Source organism: Sphingomonas sp. Leaf38 (assembly GCF_001421825.1).
Classification (GTDB): domain Bacteria; phylum Pseudomonadota; class Alphaproteobacteria; order Sphingomonadales; family Sphingomonadaceae; genus Sphingomonas.
Window position 1 is genome coordinate 626355 of record NZ_LMLD01000009.1, and the last position, 26536, is coordinate 652890.

Consider the following 26536-nt stretch of genomic DNA (forward strand, 5'->3'; position numbering starts at 1 on the left):
GCGCATCGAGGCGTCGGGCGGCATGAGCCTCTGATCTCAACTCCAATCCCCCGATCGAAGCCAGGACCAACTGCCGCTTGAGATCTCTACACTCGACGGCAACAGCACTCCGCTCGGCGGCGACCCCGCGGGACGAATTAATGGGGAACGAATACTATTGGCGTTGGCTTTTCGGCTAATTCCAGTGGCAGGCGGCGCATCCAATATGCGCACCGCAATGCGATCCCACTGCGTTCAGTCGCAAGTGCGCAATCGGTTCTGCGCGAAATCGCGGAGCCCCGGTGCAAGCTCTGGCATCGCTGCGAGCGCGATGATCTCTGCTGACGTCGCCTCATTGCGGTTGATAATAGTGATCAGTCGAGACAGGGGAAAGCTATGCTGTGGCCGAGCAACAAGTTCCACCTCATCACCAGCCGTGAGCTGCCCAGCTTCCAGAACCCGGTAGTACCAACCTGCGCGTCCGGATTTTACCATCGCCTTCGGCAATCGCTTGTCGTGAAAGTGCAAGGCCAGCTTAAAGCAGGGCTGCCTCGGCTGACAGACCTGCAGTAACGCGCTCCCAATTCGATGGACATCGCCCACGAACACGTCGTCCTCGACTAATCCGTCGACCGTCAGGTTCTCGCCGAAACCTCCCGGAACCAGTGCATCAGCATGTTCGGGATACTCTGCCCGCCAAGTCCGATAATGCTGCATGGCATATCCGTAAACGGCCTTGTCTGGTCCTCCATGGACGGTCAGGTCAGCTTGCTCGTCTCCGATAAGGCCCAACTTGGCAACGTCCACCTGATACGGAACTGACTGTTTTACAAAGCCACTCGGCACTGCGTCGGGGCCCAGTGGCGCAATCCGGCCAACCTGCACTGAGTGGATTTTGATTCTCATCGACGCACCCTAGCGCCTGTGCCTGCACGCATCCACCCTCCGACGCGTTCCACCTACAGGGTCATTTAAGGCAATTCAGCGCTTCAGCGACATCCTGGATCGATAAACGTTCTGACCCATAACCGGTCATTCCCGGCCTGCCTGCGACTGCTCTACTCCGGCCGTTCGTTCATATAGGCGGAGAAGCGGTTCCAGATGCCCCCCCCTGTAAGCAGCAACGTCATTTCAAAGCCCAATCGCTAACCGCAGCGTGATCGTCCGCGGACGCACGGGCACGGTCTGCATCGTGCTGCCGAGAGTAAAAGGGTTGCCGAAGCCGAAGCTGTTGCCACGGCTGTCGAGCAGATTGGTGACGTCGACCGACCAGCGCCGTCCGCCCATATCGATCGAGCTACCGGCATCGATCGTCGCATAGCGGCCTGCCGGACGGTCCAGCAACGGATCGAAGCTCAGTCGGGTCCGACCGATATAACGAGCGGCCGCATAGACTTGAGCAGGCAGCCCGCGCACGTCAAAGTTTCGCGAGGCAGCGAGCCTCGCAGATATATCAGGTACTACGGGCAGCCGGCGATCATCGTCATCGACCGTTGCAACCGACGAGGTTGAGGTCAGGCGCGCGCGCTGGAGCGTCATGCCAAAGTCGATTGCGACCGGCGCTAGGTCCAGCCGGCCCCCTAGTTCGAGCCCGTAATTGTTCGCGTTACCTGCATCGACCGTCCCGAGCAGGCCGTCCGCGCCGACGGTATCGCTGCGCAAATGCTCCCAGACCGAGCCGAAGACTGCTCCGTGTAGCGCAACAAGATCTCCGCCCACGCGGATCCGCCACCCCAATTCGAGGCTCTGTAACTCGTCGCCGGGGATGCGGCGATCGGCGATCGGCGCGGTGCGACTGACACCGGCTGGGCGAACAGCACTCGCATAGCGCAGCCACACGAGACCAAGATCGTCACGGTGCCAGCTGAGTGTCGCGCTAGGGGTGACGCCGACCCGCGCGGCGCGTTCGCGGTCGGGGTCTACCTGTTCGAGATGGCTAATGGTCGAAAACGCCCGCAGTCCGAGCTTCAAATCGAGCGTCTGCGTCACTTGCTGCGTGCCCTCGGCGAACAGGGCGGCGTCGATGACATCCTCTTCGTCGCGCCGCGCGGTCACCGCAGGGGATCCGCCGGTGGAGAAGTACCGGCCGTCTAGCCGACTGGTCGAATGCAGGATCGTCGCACCGACGATCCACGGATGGCGCGCGGTCGGGTCGCTGACGCGGATCTCCTGCGACAGGAGTTGTGCCGAGCGATCCTCGATATAGGCCAGCGGCGCCGTCGGGCCGAGCACGGACGCCAACACGCTGGCATCATAGGTGCTGCCGAATTCTTGGTCGACGAATGCAGTCGTCGCCTGCGCGTCGAGCTTGCCGATCAGCCCCTGGAGGGTGAGCGTTGCCGCAGTGAAGTCATTGTCCTGCGGCTCTGCAATGCGGGTCGCACGCGACAGGCCATCGGTCGCATATTGGCTGTCGCGCGCATCGATCCGCTGCGCGACACCGTCGAGCGTCGCATGCCAGTCGCCGAACGACCATCGCAAAGCGGCGCGGCCGCCGATCCGGCGTGTCCGATTGACGTCTCGGCGGTTGCGTCCGGTGTCGTCGATCCAGCCGGGCATCGTCTCGCTCCAGCCCGACGCGCGCAACGCCAGCGTGCCGGGCAGGATCGGCACATTGACGATGCTCTCGACCGCACCGCCGAGCGAACCGTTGGCGACGCCCGTTCCCTCGATCGCTGCGCTACCGGTGAAGCGATCGAGATCGGGCGCGACCGTGACGATGCGGACGACGCCGCCCAGCGCACCGGTGCCGTAGAGCGTGCCTTGCGGGCCACGCAGCACTTCGACGCGGTCAACGTCGACTAACCGCAGATCGGGATCGGGCGCGGCATAGCCGATCCGCGCGTCGTCGAGATACAGGCTGACCAGTGACTGACTGGTCCCGTTGAACGCGCTGTCGGCGACGCCACGCAGGAAGATGCGGTCGCGACCGGGCCCCAGATTAGTCGAGAACGCGCTGTCAGCGCTTGCCATCACGTCGACCAGTCCCCGGCGCCCGGCGAGACGGCCGAGCACCTGCCCGCCCGCGATGCTGATCGAGGCGGGTAGATCGGAGAGGCGTTCGTCGCGCTTGCTGGCGGTGACGATGATGTCGCCGCTGGCGAGGTCGGGCGGCGTTACGCGGCGGCGGGGCGAACGCGAGATTTTTTGCGGAACCGCCTCGATCCGCCATGTGCTTGCGTCGACCCTGACGGCACGCAGCCCGCTGCCGGCCAGCATCCGCCGCAACGCATCGCCGACATCGCGCGCCCGATCGATCCGCCGGACGCGCAGATCGGGAAGCGATCCCGCCATGCCGATCGAAATGCCGCTCTGCCGCGCGAGCGCATCCAGCGCCGATCGCAACGTACCGGCCGGGATCGTCAGCCCCGGGCGTGCCTGCTCAGCGTGGGCCTGCTCAGCATGGGGCGCCTCAGCGTGAAGCGGCGGCGTCCAGATGCACCACGCCGCCGACGCGACGAGCGCGTATCGGCAGGACTGCGCGAAGCTGATCGACGAGCCGCGATCCATCACCAATCGTCAATACCCCGGAAAAACGCAGGTTCGCCGCGGACGGATCGACCATCAGCGGGGCGTCGGCATACCGCGATATGTCGGCGGCAACCAGCGCCAGCGGAGCGCCATCGTAATCGAGCCGTCCATCGGCCCAGTCCGAGACGCGGGCAGGATCGACGGTGCGGCGCTCGGCGATCTGCTTCGACGGCGTGATGTCCAGGTTTTGCCCGGCGTGCAGCATTGTCGTGTCCGCCGCCGACCCACCGATCGGCGTGACGTCCACCGCACCCTCCGCGACCGTGACCGCGACGCGCCCGCGCGCGTTAACGACGTCGAACCGCGTGCCGATATCGCGTATCTCATAGCCGCCGGCGCGCACCATCAGCAGGCGCGAGGGGTCATGGCGCACCGCGAAACTCGCCGCACCGTCCGCAATCTCGATCACCGGGCTCGTCCCGCCGCTGACCGACACGCGAGACCCGCGGTCGACCTGCATGCGGCTGCCATCGGCGAGCGTTACCGCGCGCGTTTCGCCGCGACCGGTCGTGTAGAGCTGTGCCGCCGTATCGGCCGAGGGGACGGCGATCAGCACCGCAAGCCCTGCCGCCAGCGCACCACCAGTGCCGAGCGCAGCCCAGCGCCAGCGCGGCGATCGTGCCGGCGTCGGCGTCTCGGCGACCATGTCGTCGTTCGCGGGCATTGCGGCTGCGATCGCGGGCGCGGCCTCGTCGATCTCGGCGTCCAGCACAGCGATGCTGTCATAGGCGCGGCGATGCGACGGGTCGGCATCGAGCCAGGCACCGAACGCCTCCCAGTCCATCTCCGGCGAATCGAGCCGGGCGTGCCAGGAGGCCGCGTCGTCGATCGCCGTGCGTATGTCCGTCATGCCGCCCTCCTTTCCCCACCCGAATGATAGACGCCGCCGCATGTATCGGACCGCAGTTGCTTGTCTCGATCAATCATCGAGCGCCTTTCTGAGGTGCCGGAGCGCGACCGCGACGTGTTTTTCGACCGCGCTGCGGGATATGCCCAGTTCGGCGGCGATCTCGGCATGCGATGCGCCGTCGATGCGGTGCCGTCGGAACACGCGCATTGCGCCTTCGGGTGGCCCCGACAGAGCAGCGACGAGCCGGTCGAGCCGCTCGCGCCCCATCGCCGCGTCGAAGGCGGACGGCGCATCGTCGATCGCCTCCGCGCCCATGACCGACGTCGTGACTTCGACATAGCCCGCGTCGCGCCGCTGCCGTCGCCCGCCGGCCCGTACCCGGTCGAGTACGATGTTCATGCCGACGCGGTGCAGATAGGCGAGCGGGTTCGCGATCGGGCCCGTCATGGGCTCGGCCACGTGCAGGCATATTTCCTGCACCACGTCTTCGGCCTCCGCGACGCTTCCCGTTCGCCCGGTGAAGAATCGGACGAGTTGCGAGCGGTTGGTCGCGAGCACCGCGGACAGGCCGGCGGGCGGGATCGGGTCGGCGTCGGCTACGACAGGGCTCCGCGGTTCAGGCGCCGAACCTGGCATTCACCTTGGCGAGCAATCGCTGCACGTCACCCTGGCGCCCGGAATCGGCAATCTCGTGGCATACTGCCCTCGTCCCAACAGGAAGTCGCGTCCGAAATATTGGAAACGATGTCACGCCGCCCGCCGATCGGACGGACCGGCGAGTCATTGCGCTGCCGGACGACGCGCGGCTGCCCGGTGAGCCGGCGGATATCGTGGTGTTCACCGCGCGCGCAAAGGACTGGCTGATGCAGCGCGCCGATCGCAGTAATTGACCCGAACCGCACCTGATCCTTGCAAGCCGCTGACGGCGGATCGCCAGCGTTTCAGGCCAGCAGGAGCAGAAGCGGCAACACTGCTCCCGCCACGAGAACGATCACCGACGTCCGGCGCATCGTCCGATTGGTGAGCGCGATGACGATACCGAGGATCGCCGACGCCAGCAGCCCGATCGACATCAGCACGACGAAGATCTTCAGGGGCAGCGGCGAGATGCGTGCGAACGGTCGATCCTCCCCGCGCCTTGCAGGGCCGGACAGCGATCCCGACGACATCTCGGTGGAAGGTCCCGACGCCGCCCCGGCGCGCGGTGCCGACGGCGTTAGACTGAGAGGCCCGCCGCGGTTCTCGCGCGGCAGCGACTGGTCCTTGTGCACGTTGGCCATCCAGACGATCCAGCCGGGCGGCGTGCCGCCATAGCCCTTCGCCTCCTGCAGGCGGAATGTCTGGAGCGCACCGCTCAGCGCGAACAATAAGATCGCGGGCGCGAAGAACATGCCCAAATAGAAATGATACTGGCGGATACGGCGCATCGTCTGGGCTTTCATCGCGGACTCCGGTGGCTGGCCTTGGCATAGGGCATGACGCTCATACCGCAGTGCCGACGAGATGCCCGATCCCGGCGGTCGCCGCCATCGCTGCCGCACCCCAGAGCAGCACGCGGACCGCAGGGCGGAACGGGCGGGCGCCCCCTGCCCTCGCGCCCACCACGCCGAGGATCGCGAGACAGACCAGCGTCGCGCCGATCACCACGACCAGCCGGTGCGGCGCCGGGGCGAGGGCCGCGACCGCGAGCGGCACGACCGCGCCGGTGACGAAGCTGATCGCCGAGGCGAACGCCGCCTGGACCGGGCGCGCCATGACGATTTCGGAGATGCCGAGCTCGTCACGCGCGTGGGCGCCGATCGCGTCATGCGCCATCAACTGCTCCGCGACCTGATGCGCGAGCGTCGGATCAAGCCCACGCGCTACATAGATCTGCGCCAGTTCGTCATGCTCGTGCGCCCAGTCGCTGGCGAGTTCGGCATGTTCGCGCGCAAGGTCGGCGGCTTCGCTATCCGCCTGCGAACTGACCGAGACATATTCGCCCGCCGCCATCGACATCGCGCCCGCAACCATCGCTGCCGACCCCGCGACAAGCACCGCGCCGGTGGTCGCACCCGACGCGGCGACGCCCGCAATCAGGCTTGCGGTCGAGACGATCCCGTCGTTCGCGCCGAGCACCGCCGCGCGCAACCAGCCGGTCCGCGAGACGAGATGGCGTTCGCTATGGACGTTCATGGCAACTTCCTAATGGTTTCCTCTAGCGTCGCGACGGTAACGCCCAACTTGCGGACGATGAGATGGTTCTGCGCCACCTGCCCATCGGACGACAGCCTCAGCCACTGATCGACGCACATGCCGCCCTTCATCGAAAATCCGAGGTGCAGCCGATTGCCCTCGACCTCCCCAGTTACCGGGCCGGAGGCGTCGGTCAGCGTACCCTTATAACGGCCGTTGCCGAGCGGCCGGATCCGCCACTGCCGATCGCGTGCGGGCTTACCCTGCTGTTCGATGTGCTGGTCGAGCAGCAGGATCCCGTCGGCGCCGACACGACCGATGCTGATCACGTGCGTCTTGACCGGCGCGTGCAGCACGATCTTGAGCGTGCCGACGCCATCGAGGCGGCCTGCGAAAAAACGCTCTGCGACGAAGCGCGGCGCGGCACCGGAGGTGTTGGCTACGGGTGGAGCGCCCGCACAGGCCGAGACGAACACGGCGAACGCTATCGCGACGGCTGGCCTCGAGGTCAAGAACGGCATCATCGCAGGGGCTTTCGGCAGGAGCGCGGTGTGGTCGAACGTCACGATTGCAACGTCCGATACTATGCTCAGTGCCAATATCTAAGCTATCGACGACCCTTGCGCCACCACCCGTTCCCTAAACTAAAGTTCATGGGACCGATCTACGCGCGAAAAGCTGATAATGATTATCATTTATTCCTCCGGCTTCTTTGAAAGGACAACTAAATCGTCGATTGTCCCCATTTGCCGACGTCAAATCGTCGTTAACTGATATTTTTTGTCAGCTTGGACTGAGGTCGTGACGTGCGAGCGGCGTCCCATCTGCATCTGGGAGGATGCATATGCACGACGCCGCGCTGATCGCGCTGATCCATGACCGTTACGCCGCCGTACACGGGGCCATCCCTGCGAGCGATTATCCGACCTACCTGACTGTCGGTGCGCCTGATTTGCCGCAAGCGACCCTCGGCTATCGACTGGCCGAAGCCGGCACCCTGTTTCTTGAGGGGTATCTCGACCGCCCAATCGAGGTGCTGTTGACCGAACGGTTCGGGCGACCGGTACCCCGCGCCCGGGTCGTCGAGCTCGGCGACCATGCCTCGCAGCGTCCCGGCGCGACGATAACTCTGTGGCACGAGGCGGCAGCGGCACTTGCCGGTCAGGCGGATGTCGCGGTCGCCGTACTGACCCGGCCGTTGCGGTCGATGTTCGCGCGCCTGGGTCTCGAGTTGATCGAACTCGCCCCCGCACGGATCGACGCGCTCGGCGCGGCCGGCGAGACCTGGGGGCGTTATTACCAGACCGATCCGGTCGTGTGTGCGGGCGACATAGCCACGTGTCGCGCGCGGCTCGACCGGAGTGTCCGCGCATGACGCGGCTGCTCGACGCGATCCTCGGCCATGCCGAACGCCGTCCCGATGCGATCGCAATCGATGGCACGAAACCGGTGACCTGGGCGACACTGGCGCGCACGCTCCCGCTGCTGGCGGAGGATCTGGCCGCGCGGTTTGCCGATGGCCGCCCGGTTGCGCTGCAGGTCGATCAGGGCGTGAGCGAATGTCTCCTCGACCTCGCCTTGCTCGAAGCGGGCATACGGACCATCCCCCTCCCTGCCTTTTTCACCGCCGCACAGACCGATCACGCACTTGACGCGGCGGGTGCGGAGATACTGCTGTCGGGGCCGGTGGCTGTATCGCTGGACGCCCATCCGAGCCTGCAGGTTCGCGAAGTTCGACGCAGCACACCCGCCCGCACGCTGCCCGACGGCACGGCACGCATTACCTTTACGTCCGGATCGACCGGCGACCCGAAGGGTATCTGCCTTTCGCGCGACCATCTCCTGAGCGTCGCGCAGGGGGTGGTGGATACGCTGGGTGTCCATCACGCCGGGCGGCATCTGCCGTTGCTGCCCCCGGGGATCCTGCTCGAAAACGTCGCCGGGTTCCATGCGACGATGCTGGCGGGTGGCACTTACGTCGCGCTGCCCCAGTCCGCGGTCGGCATGGCCGATCCGTTCCGCCCGGACGTCATGGCGATCCTCAACACGATCGAGCGGCAGGCGATTACGTCGCTGATTTTCGTGCCGGACTATCTTGCCGGCCTCGTCGCGGCGATGCGCGCGACCGGCATGCGGCTGCCACGCCTGACTTTAGTCGCGGTCGGGGGTGCGCGGATCGATCCGCTGTTGCTCGACGCCGCGGCGGACCTGGGGCTGCCGGTCCGCCAGGGTTACGGCCTTACCGAATGCGCTTCGGTCGTTTCACTCGACGACGGCGATCCGTCATCGCGCGGCAGCGTCGGCCGGAGCATCGGTGCCAATATCCTGCGCCTGGCCGACGACGGCGAAATCCTGATCGATGGGCCGCTTTTCCTTGGCACAGTCGGCGCACCGCGCGCTCCCGGCCCGCTCGCGACCGGCGATCTGGGACGGATCGACGACGCCGGCCGGCTCTGGATCGAGGGGCGCAAGTCCGCACTCATCGTTACCAGCCACGGCCGCAACATCGCTCCTGAATGGGTCGAGGGAATATTGACGCGCCAACCCGCGATATTCCAGGCGATGGTACGCGGCGACGGGCGCGCGACGATCGACGCGCTGCTCGTCCCGTCATCACCGACCGCGGACGTCGAGGCCGCAGTCGCCACCGCCAACGAAGCGCTCCCTGCCTACGCGCACATCGCGGACTGGCAGGTCGTCCCGCCATTCACCCCCGCGACGGGACTTCTCACCGGCAACGGCCGCCTCCGCCGCGCCGCGATCGACACCGCCTATCCACCTCAGGAGATTCCCATGGATCACGCGCAGTCAGATCTGCCCTTCTTCAACCGCCTCGTTGCCGACACCCGAGAGGCACAAGCGCGGTTTGCAATGACCTCGCAACTCGTCGCCGGGATGACCGGACGGATCACGCGCGCGGATTACATCGCGTATCTGACGCAAGCGTTCCATCACGTCCGCCACACCGTGCCGCTCATGCAGGAAGCACGGACCCGGCTTTCGCATCGACCGGTCCTGGTCGCCGCACTCGACGAGTATATCGAGGAAGAGACCGGCCACGAATTCTGGATCCTGGAAGACATCGAAGCGGCTGGGGGCGACAGCGTGGCAGCGAGTAAAGCGCCCTCTCCTGCTACGCGTGCAATGGTCGAATACGCCTATCAAACGATTCGAGAGGGTAACCCTGCCGCCTTCTTCGGCATGGTCTATGTCCTCGAGGGCACCAGCATCGCGATGGCGAGCCACGGCGCAGGCGCGGTTCAGGCGTCGCTCGGACTGCCCGACGACGCGTTTCATTACCTGACCTCGCACGGCGCGCTCGACCAGGACCACATGGTGTTCTTCGAAACGCTGATGAACCGGATCGACGATCCCGATGACCAGCGCGCGATCATCGACATGGCCAACGCGATGTTCGCGCTGTTCGGCGGGCTGTTCGCCGGGATCGAGCTGGAGGCGACGCGTGTCCCAGCTTGAAGGCCGCCATATCCTGCTGACCGGTGCTGCCGGCGGGCTCGGCGGCTTGCTCGCGGCCCGAATGCGCACACGCGGCGCGTACGTAACAGGAATCGATCGGATCCCGTCGACTGCTTGCGACGACCATCTCGTCGCAGATCTCGCCGATCCCGAGGCGCTGGCCAACCTCACCCGCACGCTCGCAGAACGGCGCATCGACATTCTCGCCAACGTCGCTGGGCTCCAGTATTTCGGTCCGTTCGAGCGGCAGGGCGCGATGGGGATCGCGCTCGGCTACGCGGTCAACCTGGTCGCACCCGCGATCCTCGCAGGCGCCGTCGTGCCGCAGATGATCGCGCGTGGCGATGGCCAGATCGTCAACATCGGCTCGGTTATGGGCTCGGTCCCCTACCCCTATTTCACCGTCTACTCTAGCGCAAAGGCCGGGCTGAAGGGTCTTAGCCAGGCGCTGCGTCGCGAACTAAGCGGGCGCGGGATCGCTGTCACGCACGTCGCCCCGCGAGCGGTCAGGACCGGCTTTAACACCGCAACGATCGAGCGTTTCATGGCGCTGACCAAGATGACCGCGGACGATCCCGCCACCGTCGCCGACCGCATCTTCCGCGCAATCGAGCGGCGCGAGCGCGACGTGTCGATCGGGCTGCCCGAGCGCGTCTTTACGCAGCTCAACGCGATGGTGCCGGGCGTCGTCGATCGCGGCATCGCAAGCCAAGTGCTGACCGCGCGCGGCCTATTCCAGGACAATTCTTCAGGAGCCCTATCATGATCGTTCGTTACGCTCTTGCCTTCGCCGCGCTCGCCTTTGCAGGTACGGCCAACGCCAGCAACAACCCGGCGATGGACGCCGCGGTGCGCCGCATCAACGATCAGTGGGCGCATATCCGCTATCAGGTCGCCGACCGGAACGAACAATATCGTCAGCTCGACGCGCTTGCCGGCCAAGCCGCACAGGTATCAGCACGCTATCCCGGCCGCGCCGAGCCGCTGTTGTGGCAGGGGATCGTCGTCAGCGAGGAAGCGGCGCGCGCCAGCGTCCTGAAACAGCTCGGTCTTGCCCGGTCGGCCCGCGAGATCCTCGAAAGGGCGCAAGGGATCGATCCGAACATCGCCGATGGCGGCGTCAAGATGAGCCTGGGCGTCCTTTATTACCGTGTCCCCGGGTTCCCGATCGGCTTCGGCAGCACGACAAAGGCCCGCGCGCTGCTCGAGGCGGCGCTGAAGCAGGATCCGAACGGCCTCGACAACAACTTCTTCTATGCCGACTTCCTCAACGACGAGGGGCATCCGGCACAGGCGAAGCAATATGTCCTGCGCGGGTTGCAAGCGCCGGCGAACACGGGACGCCCGGTCTGGGACGCAGGACGTCGTGCGGAAATGCGGGCGCTGCTCGGCAAGATCAACGCGAAGCTCAAGGCGGCGTGAACCCGCTCGCCGCTACCCTCGCGCGGCAGCTTGAGAACCCTAACGGCGTGGGCGGTCGGCTAGTCGGGCATGCGATGCGCGTCGCTAACCGTCGGCCCACGCGCCTCGCGATCGCGGCGCTCGATGTCCGACGCGGCGATATCGTGCTCGATTTCGGCTGTGGTACCGGCGACGCAATCCTCGCGCTGACGACGGCAGCGGGAGCAGGACGGGTTTATGGCCTCGATCATTCGCAAGACATGATCGACACCGCCCGCCGGCGTAACCCCGGCGCGGTTTTCTACCATGCGCCGTTCACCGACATCCCGATGCCCGATGAGTGCGTCGACCGCATCCTAGCATCCAACGTCGCCTATTTCTGGCACGACGATCGCCCGGTCCTTGCCGAACTGATGCGCGTGCTGCGTCCCGGCGGACGGCTCGCAGTCTATGCGACAACCGCAGAATCTTTGCGCCGCACGGGGATCGGATGCAGCAGCACGCACCGGCTGCTCACCGTCGCGGACTTTAGGAGCATGCTCGGACCGACCGCCGAGATCACCACGGTTAAGGCGGGGTTTGGCGTGGCGGGTATGATCGGAACTTTCGACAAATCACCGCAAAAAGGGACCCTGGCGGAATGAAGGTCAAGATTATCGCATTGCTGGTACTCGCGCCGGTGGCGTGGGCCGCCCCCGCCACCGCCGGTCCAAAAGGCTGGGCAGATGCCAGCGATATCGGCCGTGACCTGCTCGTCGGTGCCGCCCTCGGCGTGCCCGCTGTTCAGGGTGACTGGCGCGGCGATCTGGACGCGGGTGCCAGTGTGCTCGTCGCTGGCGGCACGACATTCGCGTTAAAGGAACTGATCCATGAAAGCCGCCCGGATCGTAGCGACGACAAGAGCTTCCCCTCCGGCCACACCTCGGTGTCGTTCGCCGCGGCGGCATCGCTCGAGAAACGCTACGGCTGGGAAGCGGGATTGCCCGCATTGCTGGTTGCCTCGTTTGTTGGCGTCGCACGGGTCCGGGCCGACAAGCATTATGTCCACGACGTCCTTGCCGGCGCGGTGATCGGCAGCGCCAGCGGTTTCCTGCTGACCTCGCGCCACGACGACCGCGTCCGCCTGACGCCGTGGGCGGGCTTTGGCGGCGGCGGGATCGACGTCGCCATGCGGTTCTGAGCCATGCGCTTTTGACGCGGTAGGTCAGGCTGCACGATTGCGCACCGGATCGCCCATCGGCGTGATGCCTCCCCACGAGACTGCACCACGCCAACGCTCGCCCTCTCCTTAGTTGATCGGCGCGCTCGGCGTTCCGGCGGGGGCAAGCGTGCGACCGTTGTTGAGGTCAGCACCCGTATTGGGATCGGTCGGCGTCGACTGGATCATTGCACGCATCTGCCACTGATATTTGTCGATCGCGTGCTGTACTTCCTGCAGCAGGTTGCCTGTGGTCGGATCGGTATCGTTGGTCGCTTTGATGCCCTGCCCCAGCTCGTCGCTGGTAACGCGGTAATATTGCGCAAACCACTGGATCACTTTGCCGTCGTCGACGAAACCGCCCGGGAATTCGGGAATGCGGCTGGTCCGGATGATCGTGTTGGCGCGCCCGTCGGACGAGACTCCTACACTTTGCAGGCGCTCGGCAACTTCGTCGGCATATTTGGCAACGCCTTCGTAATGTTCCTGAAGCAGTTCGTGCAGCGGGTAGTACAACGTACCCGAGACGTTCCAGTGGGCCTGCTTGGTCTGCAGCTGGAGCTGCTGCAATTCGGTCAGCGCCTGCTGCAGGGCTTGGATCGAGTTGCGCAAATCGCCGGCTTGCGGTCCCGAATGGACCCGGTCGGTGACGCTGTTGAGTGGGAACGGGCCGGTCTGCGGCTGGGTCTGGGCCAGCGCGGGGGAGGCGAGCAGAAGCGAAGCCGTAGCCAGGAGAATATACCGCATGGATCGTCCTTTCGAGCGAGGAACGGCGGCGGATGCAGGACGAATTCCCCATCTCGTTACGCGTCGTTTCGTCGAGGATTGAACGTGCGTTCGGCACCCTGGTTGTCTAAATTCGGGTTCAGTCTTGATACGCGGGACCGATTAGCGAGACGGCACTGCCGACCTCGGCGAACCGCAACCTGAAGTCGTGCAGGTCGGCGATCGCCTTGACCAGGCTGAGCCCTAGTCCGGCGCCGTCGCAATCCTGCCGGCCGCGGTAGAATCGCTGCGTGACCAGCGACCGCTCGGCGATCGGTACGCCTGGCCCGTCGTCGGCCACGGTCATGACCACGCGCTCGCCGTCCTGCCGCAACGACAGCAGGACGCGACCGCCCGCGGGGCCGAACTTCATCGCGTTGTCGATCAGGTTCGAGACCGCTTCCATTAACAGGCTCGCATCGCCCTCGACAGAGGCGGTCGTGGCGATCTCGCAGGTCAGGTCGATCCCGCGATCCTCCGCGGTCGGGCGGTGAAGCTCGCACGCATCCTCCGCCAACCGCGCGAGGTCGACCGCGGCGAAGCGGCTGCGACGGGCGTGATCCTCCAGCTCGCGGATCCGCAGCAGCGCAGCGACGATCCCGAGCAGGGTGTCGACCTCCGCCAGCGCGGCATCGGCGACCGCCTCGAACTGCGCGCGCGTTTCCGCCTCGCGTAGCCCGCGTTCGACCCGCGCGCGCAAGCGGGTGAGCGGCGTGCGCAACTGGTGCGCGATGTCGTCGCCGACCCCGCGGACCTCGGTCACGAGCAGCTGGAGCCGGTCGAGCATCGCGTTGATATGCGCGCATAGTAGTCCGAAACTGTCGGGATCGGGGCCTACCGGCAGGCGCTCTGCCAGATCGCCCGCGACGATCCGGGCAGTGAGTGTGCGGACGGCGTCCACCTGTCGCGCCGCGCGTCGCCCGGCCGCCAGGCCAAACCCGATCGCCAGCAAGATCGCGGGGATCAGCGCGATCGCGAGCGACCGCTCGACCACCCGCAACGCCTCCTCCGCATCGTCGAGATCAACACCGGTAAGCAGCCGCGATCCGTCGGGCATCGCGCACACGACCAGTCGCGCGGTATCGCGGGTCTTGCCCGGCAGTTCGATCGTGTCGACGTCGGCGATCACCGATGCTCGCGTGATCTCGGGGACCGGCAGACGTGCGATGTTGCCTTCGATCAGCCTGCCATCGGCGGCAAACAGCGCGAGGAAGCGATCACGGTGGATATCGCGCGTCAGCATCGCCCGGACGGCCGACTGCCGCATCGGCGCCGCCAGTGAAGCCAGATCGCGACAATCGCTCGCAAACCCGCGCTCGGTCATCCGTCGGTGACTGCCGTTCGCCAGCACCCAAAACAGCCCCGCGACGACCAGCGACTGGACGATCAGCAAAGCCGCGATCGCCCCGCCCCACCGCCATGTCGCGCGTGCGCGGGGGTTAGAGCGGGACATCGAACACATAGCCTTGCCCGCGGACGTTACGGATCAGTTGCGGCTCGCCCTCGCCGTCGACCTTGCGACGCAGGCGGCCCATGTGGACGTCGACGACGTTGCTGTTGGGCTCGAAATTATAGCCCCAGACATCGCGCAATAGCATCGACCGCGTGACGATCCGGTCGGGCCGGCGGACCAGGTAATCGAGTAGCTTCAGCTCGCGTGGCAACAGGTCCAGCGCCCGCCCCGACCGGGTTGCGGTTCCCGCCAACAGGTCGAGATCGAGCGGGCCGACGATCAGCCGCGTGTCGCGTGTCTCGTTGGGCCGCCGCAGCAACGCCTCGACGCGGGCGATCAGTTCGACCAGCGCGAACGGCTTGGGAAGATAGTCGTCGCCCCCCGCGCGCAATCCCCGCACCCGGTCGTCGAGACTGCCGAGCGCGCTGAGCACCAGCGCTGGCGTCCGCCGGCCCTCGGCCCGCAACCGCGCGATCAGGTCGAGCCCTTCCCCGTCGGGCAGTTGCCGATCGACGATCAGCAGGTCGTTGCCGTCCCCCTGCGCCGCGAGGAAACCATCCGCCAGCAAGGCGTGGTGCGTCACCGCATAGCCGTTCGCCGCCAGCTCGAGCGTGATCTCGTGCGCCGTGCCGGCATCGTCCTCGATGAGCAGGATATGCGTCATGCGACCAGTTCGCAGGCCGGGGGACGCGCCGTCAATTGAATTGCAGTTCAGACTCTGAACGCGGATTTAATCGACGCACCGCCGACCCCTCAGCTACCGATTTTTCCAAGGGTATGTCCTTGGAGAAGCACGTAATGCGGATTGTTGCCTTGGCCCTTATGGCTGGCGCCGTCATGCCGACCGCCGCGTATGCGCAGGCCCCGACTGGCACGGCGATCTCACTCGACCGGCTGGCGCAGGACGTCGTCGCCAACAATCCCGAGCGGCAATTCTATCAACGCCAGATCGAGACGGCGGGCGTCGAGCGATCGGCCGCCGGGCGCTGGGCCGATCCCGAGACGGTCGTTGAATTCGGCCAGCGCCGCGCCGATGATCGCACCACCGGGATGCCGCTTGGCGACGGGCTGACCTATGCCGTCTCGGTCGTCCAGCCGATCGAGTTCGGCGGCCGCATAGCGCTGCGCCGGGCCATTGCCGAGCGGCAGGTCGATCTCGCCAAGATGGGTCTCCAGCAGTTGGACGCCACGCTGGCGGCCCGCGCGCGGACGCTCGGCTATGCCTTGTTCGCCGCCGACGAGAAGGCGGGCGTCGCGCGCGAGGTTGCGAACCGGATGCGGGCGCTGGCGCGCGTGATCGTCTCGCGTGATCCATCCGGCCCCGCCCCGCGCCTCGAAGCCGCGTCTCTGCAAGCGGGCGCGATCAGTGCGGAGCGGACCGCGGCGATGGCCGATGCCGAGGCGAATTCGGCGCTGTACGAACTCAACCAATTGCGCGGCGCGCCGTTCGCCGCGCGGCTGCGGATCGTCCGCCCCGACATGTCGCTCCCCGATCTTCCATCGGGTACGACGCTGGCCGCCAACGCGACCGCGAACAATTTCGAACTGAAGGCGCTGCGCGCACAGTTCGAGCAGCAGGGCCTGCGCGTCGATCTCGCGCGGAAGGCACGCCTCCCGACCGTCGGGATCGGCCCCTATTACGACCGCGCGCGTTCGGACATCCGCGAGACTAATTATGGCGTCCGCCTGTCGACTACGATCCCGCTGTGGAACCGACAGGCGGGCGAAGTTGCGGTCGAGCAGGGTCGGCAAGCGCAGGCCAACGCGACGCTGGTCAATGCCGAACGCCGCATCGCGCGCGACGTGTTCGATCAGGCCGCGCAATATGAGGCGAAGCGTTCCCCGCTCGGCAAATGGGACGGCAACACGCCGCGCAGCTTTGCCGATGCCGCCGAAGAGGCCAATCGCAACTTCCAGCTCGGCGCGATTCCGCTGGCGATCTACATGCAGATGCAGCAATCCTATATCGAGGCGACCAACGCGGTGCTCGATACGCGGCGCGAGGCACTCGAGGCGCTGCTTCAGTTGCGCGCGCTCAACGGCGGCAACGCGCTCGCTCGATGATTGCCGGGCTCCTAGATTTCGTCACGCGACGCCGTCTGGCGATCGCGGTGGTGACCGCGCTGATCGCGGCGGTCGGCCTGTGGTCGTTCGCCAATCTCCAGATCGACGCGATCCCCGACATCACCGGGGTGCAAGTGCAGGTCAACACGATGGTCCCAGCCCTCGCGCCCGAGGAGATCGAGCGGCTCGCGACGCTACCGATCGAACGCGCGATGGCGGGCCAGCCGGGGCTCGAGGAGACGCGCTCCCTGACCAAGACCGGGCTCAGCCAGGTGACGCTGCTCTACAAGGACGGCACCGACCAGATGCGCGCACGCCAGCTCGTCACCGAGCGGCTGAACGCGGTCCGCGACCAGTTGCCGCCGGGCGCCTCGCCACAGCTCGCGCCGATCACCACTGGTCTCGGCGAGATCTATTACTACACGCTCGAATGGAAGCGGCCGCCCGCGAGCATGGACGCGCAGCGCCAGTTGATGGAGCTCTACGAGGCGCAGGAATATACCGTGCGCTCGATGCTGCGCGCGGTCGCCGGCGTCGCCGACGTCAACACCAATGGCGGTCTGGAACAGCAGTTCGTCGTCGAGCCCGATCCGCGGCGGCTGACGATGCACGGCGTGACCGCGGCCGAACTCGCGCAGGCGGTCGGCAAGAACGTCGAGAATGCGGGCGGCGGCATTATCGCACGCGGCGCCGAGCGCTTCACCGTGCTCACCAACGGCCGTGTGACGAGCGCGACCGATATCGGCGCGATCCCGGTGAAGTTCGCGGGCGGAATCCTGCCGCTCCAGGTCCGCGATCTCGCCGACGTCGTGATCGGATCGGCGCCGCGCCAGGGCGCCGCGACGCAGAACGGCCGCGAGACCGTGCTCGGCACCGTGATGATACTGGTCGGGCAGAACAGTCGCGAGGTCGCGCTCCGCGTGGCAGACGCCCTGCCCGATATCCAGTCGGCGCTGCCCAAGGGCATGGTTGTCCACCAGCAATATAGCCGCGCCGACCTGGTCGACCGGACGATCTCGACGGTCGCGCACAATCTCGGCGAAGGCGCGCTGCTCGTCGCGCTCGTGCTACTGCTGGTGATGGGCAATTGGCGCGCGGCGCTGATCGTGACGATCGTCATCCCCCTAGCCTTCCTCGTCACCGTCTCGGGGATGCACGCGATCGGCGTGTCGGGAAACCTGATGAGTCTCGGCGCGCTCGATTTCGGGCTAATCGTCGACGGCGCGATCGTGGTGGTCGAGAACAGCCTGAGGCTGCTCGCCGAGCGCCGTCGCGCCAAGGGTGAAGACCTCACGCCTGACGAACGCCGCAAAACGGTAACGGACGCAGCACGGATGGTGGCGCGCCCGACGATGTTCGGCATCGCGATCATCGCGCTCGTCTATGTCCCCGTCCTCAGCCTCGGCGGGGTCGAGGGCAAGCTGTTCCAGCCAATGGCGCAGGCAGTCATGCTCGCGATCTTCGCCGGGCTGGTCTGGACGTTCACGGTCGTCCCCGCGCTGTCCGCCTGGCTGCTGCGCGCGCCGGCCAGCGAAAAGGACGACAGCCGCCACAAGGGCCTGATCGGGCTCGCCGAACGCGGCTACGCGCCGACGCTTGAGCGCGCGCTGGCACATCCGAAGCTGTTGGTACTTGGCGCGCTGGTCATGCTCGCGGTCACGTTCGGGGTCTTCAAGACACTAGGGTCGCAGTTCACGCCGCAGCTCGACGAGGGCTCGATCACCGCGATGGTCTATCGCCCGGTCGGCATGTCGCTCGAACGCAGCCTCGCGATCGAACAGGAAACCGAACGCCAGATCCGCCGGCAATTCCCGCAGGTCAGTCACACCTTCTCGCGGATCGGCACCAGCGAGGTCGCGACCGATCCGATGCCGCCCAACGAGAACGACCTCTATATCTTCTACGCGCCCGAGAAGGACTGGCCGACCGGCGACGGCAAGCCGAAGACCAAGGACGAACTCGTGGCTGGGATCGAGAAAGTCGGGCGGCAGGTCTACGAGGGCCAGAGCTTCGAATTCGCGCAGCCGATCGAGATGCGCTTCAACGAGATGCTCGAAGGCGTGCGCGCTGACGTGTCGGTGAAGATCTTCGGCGAGGATTACGACGTGCTCGAACGCGCCGCCAAGCAAGCCAAGGCGATCCTCGACAAGCAACCCGGCACCGAACATGTCGAGTTCGAAACCGCCGGTCGCCCCAAGAGCGTCGTCGTCGAACTCGATCACGCGGCGATGCTGCGGCTCGGGCTGGGCACGGCCGAGGTGAACACGGCGATCACCGATGCGATCGCCGGCGCCGAGGTTGGCTTCATCCCGGAAGGCGAGGCGCGCCACATGATCGTCGTCCGCATGCCCGAAAGCTTCCGTGCCGATCCCGCCGCGATCCTCGCGCTGCCGTTGCGCGTCGGCGAGTATGGGATGGTGCCGCTGTCGCGCGTCGCCCGGCTGCGCGTGACGCCGAAGGTCGAGCCGATCCTCCACGACGGCGGCAAGCGTCGCGCCGCGCTGATGGTCACGCTCAACACCAGCGACCTCGCCGGCTATGTCGCCAAAGCGCGCGCTGCGGTCGACGGCCAGGCCAAGCTCCCGCCGGGCTACCGGATCGAGTTCGGCGGCCAGTTCCACCAGCTAGAGGCCGCACAGAAGCGCCTGTCGATCGTCGTCCCCGCCGCGCTCGTACTTATCTTCCTGCTGGTCTACGCCGCGCTTGGCAGCGTGAAAGAGGCGGCGATCGTCTATACCGGCATCCCGTTCGCGGTGACCGGCGGCGTGCTTGCGCTGTGGCTGCGCGGCATGCCGTTCTCAATTACCGCGGCGATCGGCTTCATCGCGCTGTCGGGGATCGCGATGCTCAACGGGCTGGTGCTGGTCGACCACATCAATTCACTCCGCGACGGCCGTGACGGCGACCCGCGCACCGTCGACGACGCGGTCCGCGAAGGCGCCCGCGATCGCCTCCGCCCGGTGCTGTCCACCGCGTTGGTGGCGTCGATCGGCTTCGTCCCGATGGCGATCGCGAGCGGTGCTGGCGCCGAGGTACAGCGCCCGCTGGCGACCGTGGTGATCGGCGGGATCGTCACGTCGACGCTGCTGACGCTGCTGCTGCTGCCGAGCCTGTATCGTTGGCTGGTCCGGGAGCGCGCGCCCGACATGCTGGCCGAACGCGCAGACCCGGCCTCCTGATCACCCATGCAGACGGACGTGATCCCCAGCACCACCACACCGCTGTTGGTGACATGGCCGCGGACGTCTCCGCTAGCCAGCTTCGGCGAGAAAGCAGGCCCGGCGCCAGCGCTGGCCGCGTGGATCCGCGTGCACCTGACCTATTCGTGGCGGCACCGGCGGCGATTGTCGATCGACCGACCGCGACGGTTCACCGAGTTCGTCCAGCGGCGCAAATTGATCGACCGCGATCCTCGCATCCCGCTGATGATCGACAAGGTGGGCGTAAAGCCATTCGTCGCCAACGTGCTTGGCGCGGATTGGGTGACCCCCACCCTCTGGTCGGGCGAGATACTGCCTGGCCAGCTCCCCTTTCCCGCCCCGTTCGTCGTGAAATCGCGTCACGGCTGCAACCAGTGCCGCATCGTCCGGGATACGTCGGACGACTGGAACGCCGTCCGCTCGGCGGCAGCGGCATGGATGCGGCGGCCCTACGGCCTTTGGCTCGACGAATGGGGCTATCGTGACGTGCCGCGCGGCGTGCTGATCGAACCCTTCGTCGGCGAGGGACCGGCGCTGCCGATCGATTACAAGCTTTACGTGTTCCACGGCCGGGTCGAGGCGATCCAGGTCCACGTCGATCGTGAGACATGCCACCGATGGGTGATCTTCGATCGGGATTGGCGCGGCATGTCGACCAGTGCCGATCGTCTTGATGTCCGGCCGCCGATCAGTTTGCCGCTCATGATCGAGGGGGCAGAGGCTTTAGGACGCGGGTTCGAATTCGTCCGTGTCGACTTCTACGACACAGGCGTCATACCCCGATTTGGCGAAATGACATTTTATCCCGGCTCAGGCCTGGATCCGTTCGACCCGCCTCGATTGGACGAATTGCTCGGTAGTCATTGGAACCGAATTAGCGTCAACTAATATCTGTTAGCCGAGCTAGCTAAGCGACCCATGAGCGGACATCCGAGCGCAAAATTGCGGCGCCCACAAACGGACATTCGTTCAGGTCCGGCTTACGCCTCAGATTATCGAAGGCCAGCGAAGCGATAGGTAAAGACTGAAAGCCCCGCGCCCGCTAGATATCGCGTCGGGCGCGCTTGGGGATCGGCAATGCACAGATCGACGATCGGCTGGACATCGTGGAAAGCTTGCTCGTAGCTAGCGGTCCCCGGGGTCGAAGCAAGAATGCGGTCAACCATCCTTGGTGCCTTTTGCATGATACAGATATACCCCGTCGAATTGACAGAACGTGCAATGTTTCGACCCATAAGTTGAAAACGGGCCTGTCGTAGGTAAAAGCGCGCAGCGGCACCGGTGTAATAGACGAAGTTGTCAGGGCCAGGAGCTGTGTAAGGACAGGCCCGACGTGCTGCTATGAAGGTGCGGAACGCACGCGCCGTCTCGGTCGATTGCGGCGCCGCCAGGAACTTGTGCATTTCAACCGGATATGTTTTTGCCAAGCACTGCGCAAATGCATCAAGCCTCAGCATTGCCGCTGGAGACGGCTCGACTAACTGTACAGCGGCCTCGGTCGGCGCGACCGCGATTATTCCAAGACCCAGCGCGATGAAGGAAGAGGTTGCCCCAACATCCAGCCAGCGAACAAACGTTCCTGCACGCATTGTTCTACGATCCTCAAACCGAGCCACCTCGGCATCAACGAGTGGACTTCTATATGGGAGGGTCAGCTCGGCTAAAACTAAATTCTTCACTGCGCCGACGAACGTGGAGGAATCGGAGGGGAAGGCCGACCCAATAGACGACATTCAGACCGGCCTACTCGCTTCCCGAAAACCGCCGCTCATTCATGTTCCGATTGTGACCGCTTCTCGGTTGTCCTGGCGCGTGCTGGTAGGTGCCTGCTCACCTTCGTCTCGAGCAGCCGGACCAGCTCCGGCTGCATAAATGCAAAATTGTCCGGCACTTCCAGGCAAATCACACGCGTGCCTGTCAGAGCCGCCCGGAAACGACGCTGAAGCTTGCGCCGTTGCGCCTTCTCCATAACGAAGATCAGGTCGGCCCAGCTGACGAGTTCAGCCGTGAGCGGGTTCTCGGCATCATGGTTGGTCCCGGCGGAGTCTACCTCGAGATCTTCCCGACGCGAGAACACCTGCTCGGCGGTAGGGCTTCGCAGCTTGTTCTGGCTACAAACGAACAGGACCGTTCGGACGCGCGCGCTCAATCTACCACCTATATGCCGTGCCAAGCGAGTGGATATGGCGCGGCATCAGCCGAATAATCGACTTGAATCACGCGACGGCGTCGCGGGGGATTAGCGGCCAGCGAGCCGTGTACGATAGGGGTAGCGTATAGCCAAACGTCGCCGCGTTCGGCTAGACAGAGCCGCTCGCCCGAGGTCGTCACCAAGCGCTGCACTTCGGCTTCACTCAAGCGACCGAGCCGGCGCGAGCCAGGCACGATGCGCAACGGAGCGTTGTTCGCATCCACTTGATCCAGGTGCACGCGCAAGGTCACCATGCGCTCGAGGATATCAAACGGCGGTTCGACTTGGATCAGCCCGGACTTCAACGTCCACGGTCCAAATCCATCTGCGCCAACCCGCTCCCTTACCACGATCGTGCGGTCCTGATGCCAGCCGAGCGCCCAGTTACGCTCGGACGTCTTGTCGACCAGGATCGCACGAACCGGACGAGCATCGGGCCCGAGCGCGGTGGCTGCTATCCCACCGATTGATCCAGCGACTTCTAGAAACGGCTTAAGCTTGCGCCCCTCCCCGATGCGAACGCCCGGAACATTCGTTGGAAGCGCAGCCAAGGCGGCCTCAAGGCGGCTAAGCGCGGCTTCATCCAGCGCCTGGGCGAAGAGTTCGGCCCCGTCCTGGTCGAGGTTGAGATCGGCGGTTTGATCAGATCTCGCAAGCATGTTGATAAAGGTAGCCGAGCCCTCTGTCGTGGTCGACCTCTCGACGACTACGACAGCGGTGACCCAAACCCGGACATTCGCCACACGTATATCGCTTGCCAAGCTCGGTCATTCGTCCATTCGTTCTTTCAAACAACGCACGTTGAGTATGTTAATCTCACCATAGACCTACGATTTTCACGACTCCGCCTGGCGTGGCGCAGTCAATAGGGCGATTCGAGCCCGCTCAGGATCATCTCGGCAAACACCTTGCCGATCTCGTCCGCGGATGCGCCACGATCCGGCTTGTACCAGCGGTGCGACCAGTTGAGCATGCCGAGGATCCCGTACGCGACGATCCGCGGCACCCCGACCCGGCGAAAGCTCTTGTCGGCATAGCCCTGCTCGACGATGTCGATCACCGACTGCTCGATGTTGCGATTGAGCTGCCGCATGTGTTCGGACCAGCTCGATCGGGTGTCGCTGACATGCGTCAGGTCCTCGCGGATATAAATATACAGAAGCGGATAATTGAAGCCGTAGGAGTTCATCAACGCGGTGATCAGCTCGCGCAGCTTGCGCGCCGGACTGATCGGACTGTCGGCGATGCGGCGCGCCAGTTCGTCGTTGCTTTCCAAGACCGTGCGGACGATCTCGTCGAACATCTGCTCCTTGGACGAGAAATAATAATACAGCGTTGCGCGATCGACGCCGAGTTCGGCCGCGACCGCGCTGACGCTCGCGGCGCTGTAGCCGAGCCGGTGGAAGACGCGGATCGCCGCCTCGGAGATTTCCTGGCGGCGGTTTTGATAGGACTCGCGCGGCTCCTTACCCGCGGCGGACCGTCGCTTGCCGATCAACGATGGTTGCTTTGCCACTCTGATGCCCTTCGATACGAGATGCCGGACTAAGGGCTCGCGTCGCGCTTGGCGAGGGCGGGCGGCGTCACCCCCTTGGCGCGCCGGCGACGTAGAGCACCTGCCCCGTCACGAAGCCGGACCGTTCGTCGACGAAGAACGCGACCGCCTGCGCGATGTCGTCGGGCACGCCGGGGCGCCCGACATGGATCCCGGTCATCATCTCGGTTACCATATCCTCGAACGGCATGTTCATGCGTGCGGCAACCGCACGCGTCATGTCGGTAACGACGAAACCGGGGGCGACCGCGTTGGCGGTGATGCCGTGACGGCCGAGTTCGATCGCCAATGTCCGCGTGATGCCCTGAACCCCGGCCTTTGCGGCCGCATAGTTCGCCTCGCCGATCACGCCAAGCGCGGCGATGCTCGACAGATTGACGATCCGGCCCCAGCGCGCGGCGCGCATATGCGGCTGCACCGCGCGGCACATCAAGAAGACCGAGCGGAGGTTTACCGCCATCACGACCTCCCAATCGTCCAGCGTCATCTTCGCCAGCGTCCGATCGCGGAGGATGCCGGCATTGTTGACGAGGATTGTGGGCGCACCGAGTTTCTCGACGACGCGCGCAACTCCAGCGACGACCGCATCCTCGTTCGATACGTCGACGGCGACCGCCAGCGCGCGGTGTCCGGTCGCCTCGATCCGGCCGACCGTCTCGGCGCAGGCGTCGGCGTCCAGATCGAACACCGCAACGTCGTGGCCATCTGCCGCAAGCCGCGTGGCGATCGCCGCGCCGATGCCCCGCGCGCCGCCGGTGACGATCGCGATCTTACGGTCGGGGGCAGTGAAGATCGTCGTCATGGCAGCTCCAGGATATGCATGGCCTGTTCGGTCAGCAGGAATTTGCGCGCCCGGCCGGACGCAGTGGTCGGTATGGCTGCCGCAGCGACGAGCAGGATGTGTCGCGGTACCTTGTAGCGCGCGAGACGGTCGGCGATCAGGCGCTGCAACTCGGATCGGTCGAGCGTCGCGCCCGGCCGCGCGACGACGAACGCCACGCCCACTTCGCCCATCCGTTCGTCGGGGATCGGTACGACATGCGCCTGCGCAACGTCGGCATGCGTCGTCAGCAGATCCTCGATCTCGGTCGGCAGCACCTGTTCGCCGCCGCAGCGGTAGGACTCTTTGGTACGGCCCAGCAGCGTGATGTAGCCGTCGTCGTCGATCCGGCCGAGATCGCCGGTGCGCAACCAGCCCTCGGCATCGAAGGCCGCCGCCGTCGCCTTGGAATTGTTGTAATAGCCGGGCGTCACGCCGTAGCCCTTGGCGACGAGTTCGCCGGTCTCGCCATTGTCCAGGAACGTACCCGTGCCGGGATCGACGACGCGGTAGGTGACGAGCCGCCCGCCGTCCTGCGGATCGCCGGCGACGCCGACATCGCGCTGGCGGCCGTTCGTCGTCAGCAACCGCTCGACCGGATCGTCGGGACGCGTGACCGTGGTCGATGCGGTCGTCTCGGTCATGCCGTAGCCGGTGGTGATCTCGTCCACCCCCAGCACCTCGCGGATCCCCTGCCAGACGCGTTCGGGTGCGCGTCCGCCCGATGCCAGCACCGAATGCCATCGCGACAGGTCGTACGTCCCTGCCCCCGCCGCATCGAGCACCGCGAGCGACATTGCCGGGATCAACAAGGCATCGCTGGCATGATGCCGGGCGATCGCCTGCAGCGTCGCCGCGGCGTCGAAGCGCAACTGCGGCACGATCGCGCCACCGACGAACGGCACGGCGAGCAGTCCTTCGACATAGCCAAACACATGATACATCGGCAGCGAGAACAGGATGCGGCGACCATCCTCGAACGCACGCGCATAGGCGCTGCCATACGCCGTACGCATCAGCATATCGTGCGTCAGCAACACGCCCTTTGGCGGTCCGGTCGTGCCAGAGGTGTAGATGATGTCGCAAATGGCGAGCGGATCGACCGTGATCTCCGCCCAGGCGTCGTCGGCTTCGAGCAAGGAAAGCGTTCGTACAGCGCGAAGGTCGGCCGCCTCCCCGGTCGGCAGCACCACGACATGGCGTAGGTTCGGCAAGCCATCGCCGCCCCCCGCGTCCTCCCACCCCGGCGCGATCTGGTCGAGTATGTCGAGATAATCGACGCCGCGAAACCGATCCATCGTGATCAGCAGCACCGAATCCGATTGATCGAGCAGATAGCAGAGTTCGTCGCGGCGATTGAGGATGTTGATCGGCACGCACACCGCGCCGATCCGCGACACCGCATATCTGATCGCGACGAATTCAGGATAATTGGCGAGTACCAGCGCGACCTTCTCGCCGGGCGTAACGCCGAGCGCGACCAGCCCGGCCGCGAGCCGCTTCGACCAAGCGGCCATCTCGGCATAGGTCCAGCTTTGGTCGTCGGTGATCACGAACGGGCGATCCGGCATCGCGCGAACCGCATCGTCGAGCACCGCGTGCAGCGTCCGAGGCTCCCAGACGGGCATCGCGGCCCGCAACGCCTGCTGCCGATCGGCGACCGAACCCATCATCTCCTGCACACCTCGCCATTGCCGGTCCGGGTACGGCGCGAAGCCATACCGGCCGGAGGTCAATCCTTGGTCGACCCGAGCCGACGATCGCAATCTAATCCCGCGCAAACGCAATCGTCAATGTAGTCGTGGAAAATCGATCAGGTGCACGGGCGAACGCGATGGAACCATGTGGCTATAATATTCCACGAAACCGTTGACGAG

At 65.5% G+C, this 26536-nt stretch carries 25 protein-coding genes; 9 read left to right on the top strand and 16 right to left on the bottom strand.

The window, feature by feature from the left end; genetic code table 11:
* Positions 1–234 precede the first annotated feature (234 nt).
* The 7 genes from ASE88_RS05045 to ASE88_RS05075 all read right to left on the bottom strand — a co-directional run bounded on the left by ASE88_RS05045 (position 235) and on the right by ASE88_RS05075 (position 7134).
* Positions 235–885, bottom strand: coding sequence for an MOSC domain-containing protein (locus tag ASE88_RS05045; RefSeq protein WP_082466230.1), 651 nt, complete (start codon positions 883–885; stop codon positions 235–237).
* A 225-nt stretch (positions 886–1110) separates the two neighbouring features.
* Entirely contained in the window at positions 1111–3489 is a 2379-nt protein-coding gene (locus ASE88_RS05050) for a TonB-dependent receptor (RefSeq protein ID WP_056476040.1), read from the bottom strand.
* A complete protein-coding gene (locus ASE88_RS05055) occupies positions 3392–4360 on the bottom strand; it encodes a FecR family protein (protein ID WP_056476042.1) in 969 nt (322 codons plus the stop codon). The genes ASE88_RS05050 and ASE88_RS05055 overlap by 98 nt, the downstream gene beginning before the upstream one ends.
* 69 nt (positions 4361–4429) lie before the next feature.
* Positions 4430–4996, bottom strand: a complete 567-nt coding sequence (locus tag ASE88_RS05060) for an RNA polymerase sigma factor (protein ID WP_056476045.1) — start codon at positions 4994–4996, stop codon at positions 4430–4432.
* A 305-nt stretch (positions 4997–5301) separates the two neighbouring features.
* On the bottom strand, positions 5302–5802 hold the full coding sequence (locus ASE88_RS05065) for a hypothetical protein (protein ID WP_200910149.1): 501 nt from the start codon (positions 5800–5802) through the stop codon (positions 5302–5304).
* A 40-nt stretch (positions 5803–5842) separates the two neighbouring features.
* A complete protein-coding gene (locus tag ASE88_RS05070) occupies positions 5843–6535 on the bottom strand; it encodes a VIT family protein (protein WP_056059408.1) in 693 nt (230 codons plus the stop codon).
* The gene (locus ASE88_RS05075) at positions 6532–7134 is read right to left on the bottom strand and encodes a DUF3833 family protein (protein ID WP_156356923.1); all 603 of its coding nucleotides are present in this window, start codon (positions 7132–7134) and stop codon (positions 6532–6534) included. Before ASE88_RS05075 ends, ASE88_RS05070 begins: the two co-directional genes overlap by 4 nt.
* A 245-nt stretch (positions 7135–7379) precedes the next feature.
* On the opposite strand from ASE88_RS05075, the gene ASE88_RS05080 reads away from it, so the two are divergent.
* From ASE88_RS05080 to ASE88_RS05105, 6 genes are all read left to right on the top strand, one after another.
* Positions 7380–7910, top strand: coding sequence for a thermostable hemolysin (locus ASE88_RS05080; RefSeq protein WP_082441134.1), 531 nt, complete (start codon positions 7380–7382; stop codon positions 7908–7910).
* Entirely contained in the window at positions 7907–10012 is a 2106-nt protein-coding gene (locus tag ASE88_RS05085) for an AMP-binding protein (protein ID WP_056476051.1), read from the top strand. Before ASE88_RS05080 ends, ASE88_RS05085 begins: the two co-directional genes overlap by 4 nt.
* Entirely contained in the window at positions 9999–10778 is a 780-nt protein-coding gene (locus tag ASE88_RS05090; protein WP_056476053.1) for an SDR family NAD(P)-dependent oxidoreductase, read from the top strand. Before ASE88_RS05085 ends, ASE88_RS05090 begins: the two co-directional genes overlap by 14 nt.
* On the top strand, positions 10775–11434 hold the full coding sequence (locus tag ASE88_RS05095; RefSeq protein ID WP_056059417.1) for a tetratricopeptide repeat protein: 660 nt from the start codon (positions 10775–10777) through the stop codon (positions 11432–11434). The genes ASE88_RS05090 and ASE88_RS05095 overlap by 4 nt, the downstream gene beginning before the upstream one ends.
* A gap of 74 nt (positions 11435–11508) precedes the next feature.
* Positions 11509–12057: a class I SAM-dependent methyltransferase gene (locus tag ASE88_RS05100; RefSeq protein ID WP_082441229.1), complete on the top strand. Its 549-nt coding sequence runs from the start codon at positions 11509–11511 to the stop codon at positions 12055–12057.
* Positions 12054–12593, top strand: a complete 540-nt coding sequence (locus ASE88_RS05105; RefSeq protein WP_082466232.1) for a phosphatase PAP2 family protein — start codon at positions 12054–12056, stop codon at positions 12591–12593. The genes ASE88_RS05100 and ASE88_RS05105 overlap by 4 nt, the downstream gene beginning before the upstream one ends.
* A gap of 108 nt (positions 12594–12701) precedes the next feature.
* Here the strand turns inward: ASE88_RS05105 and ASE88_RS05110 are convergent, their stop codons facing one another.
* From ASE88_RS05110 to ASE88_RS05120, 3 genes are all read right to left on the bottom strand, one after another.
* Positions 12702–13358: a Dps family protein gene (locus tag ASE88_RS05110; protein ID WP_056476056.1), complete on the bottom strand. Its 657-nt coding sequence runs from the start codon at positions 13356–13358 to the stop codon at positions 12702–12704.
* A gap of 118 nt (positions 13359–13476) precedes the next feature.
* Positions 13477–14829, bottom strand: coding sequence for a sensor histidine kinase (locus ASE88_RS05115; protein ID WP_156356924.1), 1353 nt, complete (start codon positions 14827–14829; stop codon positions 13477–13479).
* On the bottom strand, positions 14816–15493 hold the full coding sequence (locus tag ASE88_RS05120; RefSeq protein ID WP_056476062.1) for a response regulator transcription factor: 678 nt from the start codon (positions 15491–15493) through the stop codon (positions 14816–14818). The genes ASE88_RS05115 and ASE88_RS05120 overlap by 14 nt, the downstream gene beginning before the upstream one ends.
* A gap of 134 nt (positions 15494–15627) precedes the next feature.
* Between ASE88_RS05120 and ASE88_RS05125 the strand changes: the two genes are divergently transcribed.
* The 3 genes from ASE88_RS05125 to ASE88_RS05135 are packed head-to-tail and all read left to right on the top strand — an operon-like array spanning position 15628 to position 20981.
* A complete protein-coding gene (locus ASE88_RS05125; RefSeq protein ID WP_082466233.1) occupies positions 15628–16893 on the top strand; it encodes a TolC family protein in 1266 nt (421 codons plus the stop codon).
* Complete coding sequence (locus ASE88_RS05130) at positions 16890–20072, top strand: efflux RND transporter permease subunit (RefSeq protein ID WP_056476068.1); 3183 nt, start codon at positions 16890–16892, stop codon at positions 20070–20072. Before ASE88_RS05125 ends, ASE88_RS05130 begins: the two co-directional genes overlap by 4 nt.
* Before the next feature lie 18 nt (positions 20073–20090).
* Complete coding sequence (locus tag ASE88_RS05135) at positions 20091–20981, top strand: ATP-grasp fold amidoligase family protein (RefSeq protein WP_235527829.1); 891 nt, start codon at positions 20091–20093, stop codon at positions 20979–20981.
* Positions 20982–21085: 104 nt separating this feature from the next.
* Here ASE88_RS05135 and ASE88_RS18790 read toward each other — a convergent pair whose 3' ends face one another.
* The 6 genes from ASE88_RS18790 to ASE88_RS05160 form a co-directional block, all read right to left on the bottom strand.
* The gene (locus ASE88_RS18790) at positions 21086–21682 is read right to left on the bottom strand and encodes a hypothetical protein (RefSeq protein WP_156356925.1); all 597 of its coding nucleotides are present in this window, start codon (positions 21680–21682) and stop codon (positions 21086–21088) included.
* 179 nt (positions 21683–21861) lie between these two features.
* Complete coding sequence (locus ASE88_RS05140) at positions 21862–22242, bottom strand: low molecular weight protein tyrosine phosphatase family protein (protein ID WP_056476071.1); 381 nt, start codon at positions 22240–22242, stop codon at positions 21862–21864.
* Between the two features lie 8 nt (positions 22243–22250).
* The gene (locus ASE88_RS05145) at positions 22251–22943 is read right to left on the bottom strand and encodes a phytanoyl-CoA dioxygenase family protein (RefSeq protein ID WP_056476476.1); all 693 of its coding nucleotides are present in this window, start codon (positions 22941–22943) and stop codon (positions 22251–22253) included.
* A gap of 203 nt (positions 22944–23146) precedes the next feature.
* Complete coding sequence (locus ASE88_RS05150; RefSeq protein ID WP_200910150.1) at positions 23147–23800, bottom strand: TetR/AcrR family transcriptional regulator; 654 nt, start codon at positions 23798–23800, stop codon at positions 23147–23149.
* A 67-nt stretch (positions 23801–23867) separates the two neighbouring features.
* The gene (locus tag ASE88_RS05155) at positions 23868–24641 is read right to left on the bottom strand and encodes an SDR family oxidoreductase (RefSeq protein WP_056476077.1); all 774 of its coding nucleotides are present in this window, start codon (positions 24639–24641) and stop codon (positions 23868–23870) included.
* Positions 24638–26332 (bottom strand): class I adenylate-forming enzyme family protein, encoded by a 1695-nt coding sequence (locus tag ASE88_RS05160; protein WP_200910151.1) that lies wholly within the window; start codon positions 26330–26332, stop codon positions 24638–24640. The genes ASE88_RS05155 and ASE88_RS05160 overlap by 4 nt, the downstream gene beginning before the upstream one ends.
* Between the last annotated feature and the right edge of the window lie 204 nt (positions 26333–26536).

Excerpts from the sequence above, each read along its gene's own strand:
- ASE88_RS05045 (WP_082466230.1), bottom strand. The coding sequence starts at position 885 with ATGAGAATCAAAATCCACTCAGTGCAGGTTGGCCGGATTGCGCCACTG.
- ASE88_RS05050 (WP_056476040.1), bottom strand. The coding sequence starts at position 3,489 with ATGGATCGCGGCTCGTCGATCAGCTTCGCGCAGTCCTGCCGATACGCG.
- ASE88_RS05055 (WP_056476042.1), bottom strand. The coding sequence starts at position 4,360 with ATGACGGACATACGCACGGCGATCGACGACGCGGCCTCCTGGCACGCC.
- ASE88_RS05060 (WP_056476045.1), bottom strand. The coding sequence starts at position 4,996 with ATGCCAGGTTCGGCGCCTGAACCGCGGAGCCCTGTCGTAGCCGACGCC.
- ASE88_RS05065 (WP_200910149.1), bottom strand. The coding sequence starts at position 5,802 with ATGAAAGCCCAGACGATGCGCCGTATCCGCCAGTATCATTTCTATTTG.
- ASE88_RS05070 (WP_056059408.1), bottom strand. The coding sequence starts at position 6,535 with ATGAACGTCCATAGCGAACGCCATCTCGTCTCGCGGACCGGCTGGTTG.
- ASE88_RS05080 (WP_082441134.1), top strand. The coding sequence starts at position 7,380 with ATGCACGACGCCGCGCTGATCGCGCTGATCCATGACCGTTACGCCGCC.
- ASE88_RS05085 (WP_056476051.1), top strand. The coding sequence starts at position 7,907 with ATGACGCGGCTGCTCGACGCGATCCTCGGCCATGCCGAACGCCGTCCC.
- ASE88_RS05095 (WP_056059417.1), top strand. The coding sequence starts at position 10,775 with ATGATCGTTCGTTACGCTCTTGCCTTCGCCGCGCTCGCCTTTGCAGGT.
- ASE88_RS05100 (WP_082441229.1), top strand. The coding sequence starts at position 11,509 with ATGCGCGTCGCTAACCGTCGGCCCACGCGCCTCGCGATCGCGGCGCTC.
- ASE88_RS05105 (WP_082466232.1), top strand. The coding sequence starts at position 12,054 with ATGAAGGTCAAGATTATCGCATTGCTGGTACTCGCGCCGGTGGCGTGG.
- ASE88_RS05110 (WP_056476056.1), bottom strand. The coding sequence starts at position 13,358 with ATGCGGTATATTCTCCTGGCTACGGCTTCGCTTCTGCTCGCCTCCCCC.
- ASE88_RS05115 (WP_156356924.1), bottom strand. The coding sequence starts at position 14,829 with ATGTCCCGCTCTAACCCCCGCGCACGCGCGACATGGCGGTGGGGCGGG.
- ASE88_RS05120 (WP_056476062.1), bottom strand. The coding sequence starts at position 15,493 with ATGACGCATATCCTGCTCATCGAGGACGATGCCGGCACGGCGCACGAG.
- ASE88_RS05125 (WP_082466233.1), top strand. The coding sequence starts at position 15,628 with ATGCGGATTGTTGCCTTGGCCCTTATGGCTGGCGCCGTCATGCCGACC.
- ASE88_RS05130 (WP_056476068.1), top strand. The coding sequence starts at position 16,890 with ATGATTGCCGGGCTCCTAGATTTCGTCACGCGACGCCGTCTGGCGATC.
- ASE88_RS18790 (WP_156356925.1), bottom strand. The coding sequence starts at position 21,682 with ATGCGTGCAGGAACGTTTGTTCGCTGGCTGGATGTTGGGGCAACCTCT.
- ASE88_RS05145 (WP_056476476.1), bottom strand. The coding sequence starts at position 22,943 with ATGCTTGCGAGATCTGATCAAACCGCCGATCTCAACCTCGACCAGGAC.
- ASE88_RS05155 (WP_056476077.1), bottom strand. The coding sequence starts at position 24,641 with ATGACGACGATCTTCACTGCCCCCGACCGTAAGATCGCGATCGTCACC.
- ASE88_RS05160 (WP_200910151.1), bottom strand. The coding sequence starts at position 26,332 with ATGATGGGTTCGGTCGCCGATCGGCAGCAGGCGTTGCGGGCCGCGATG.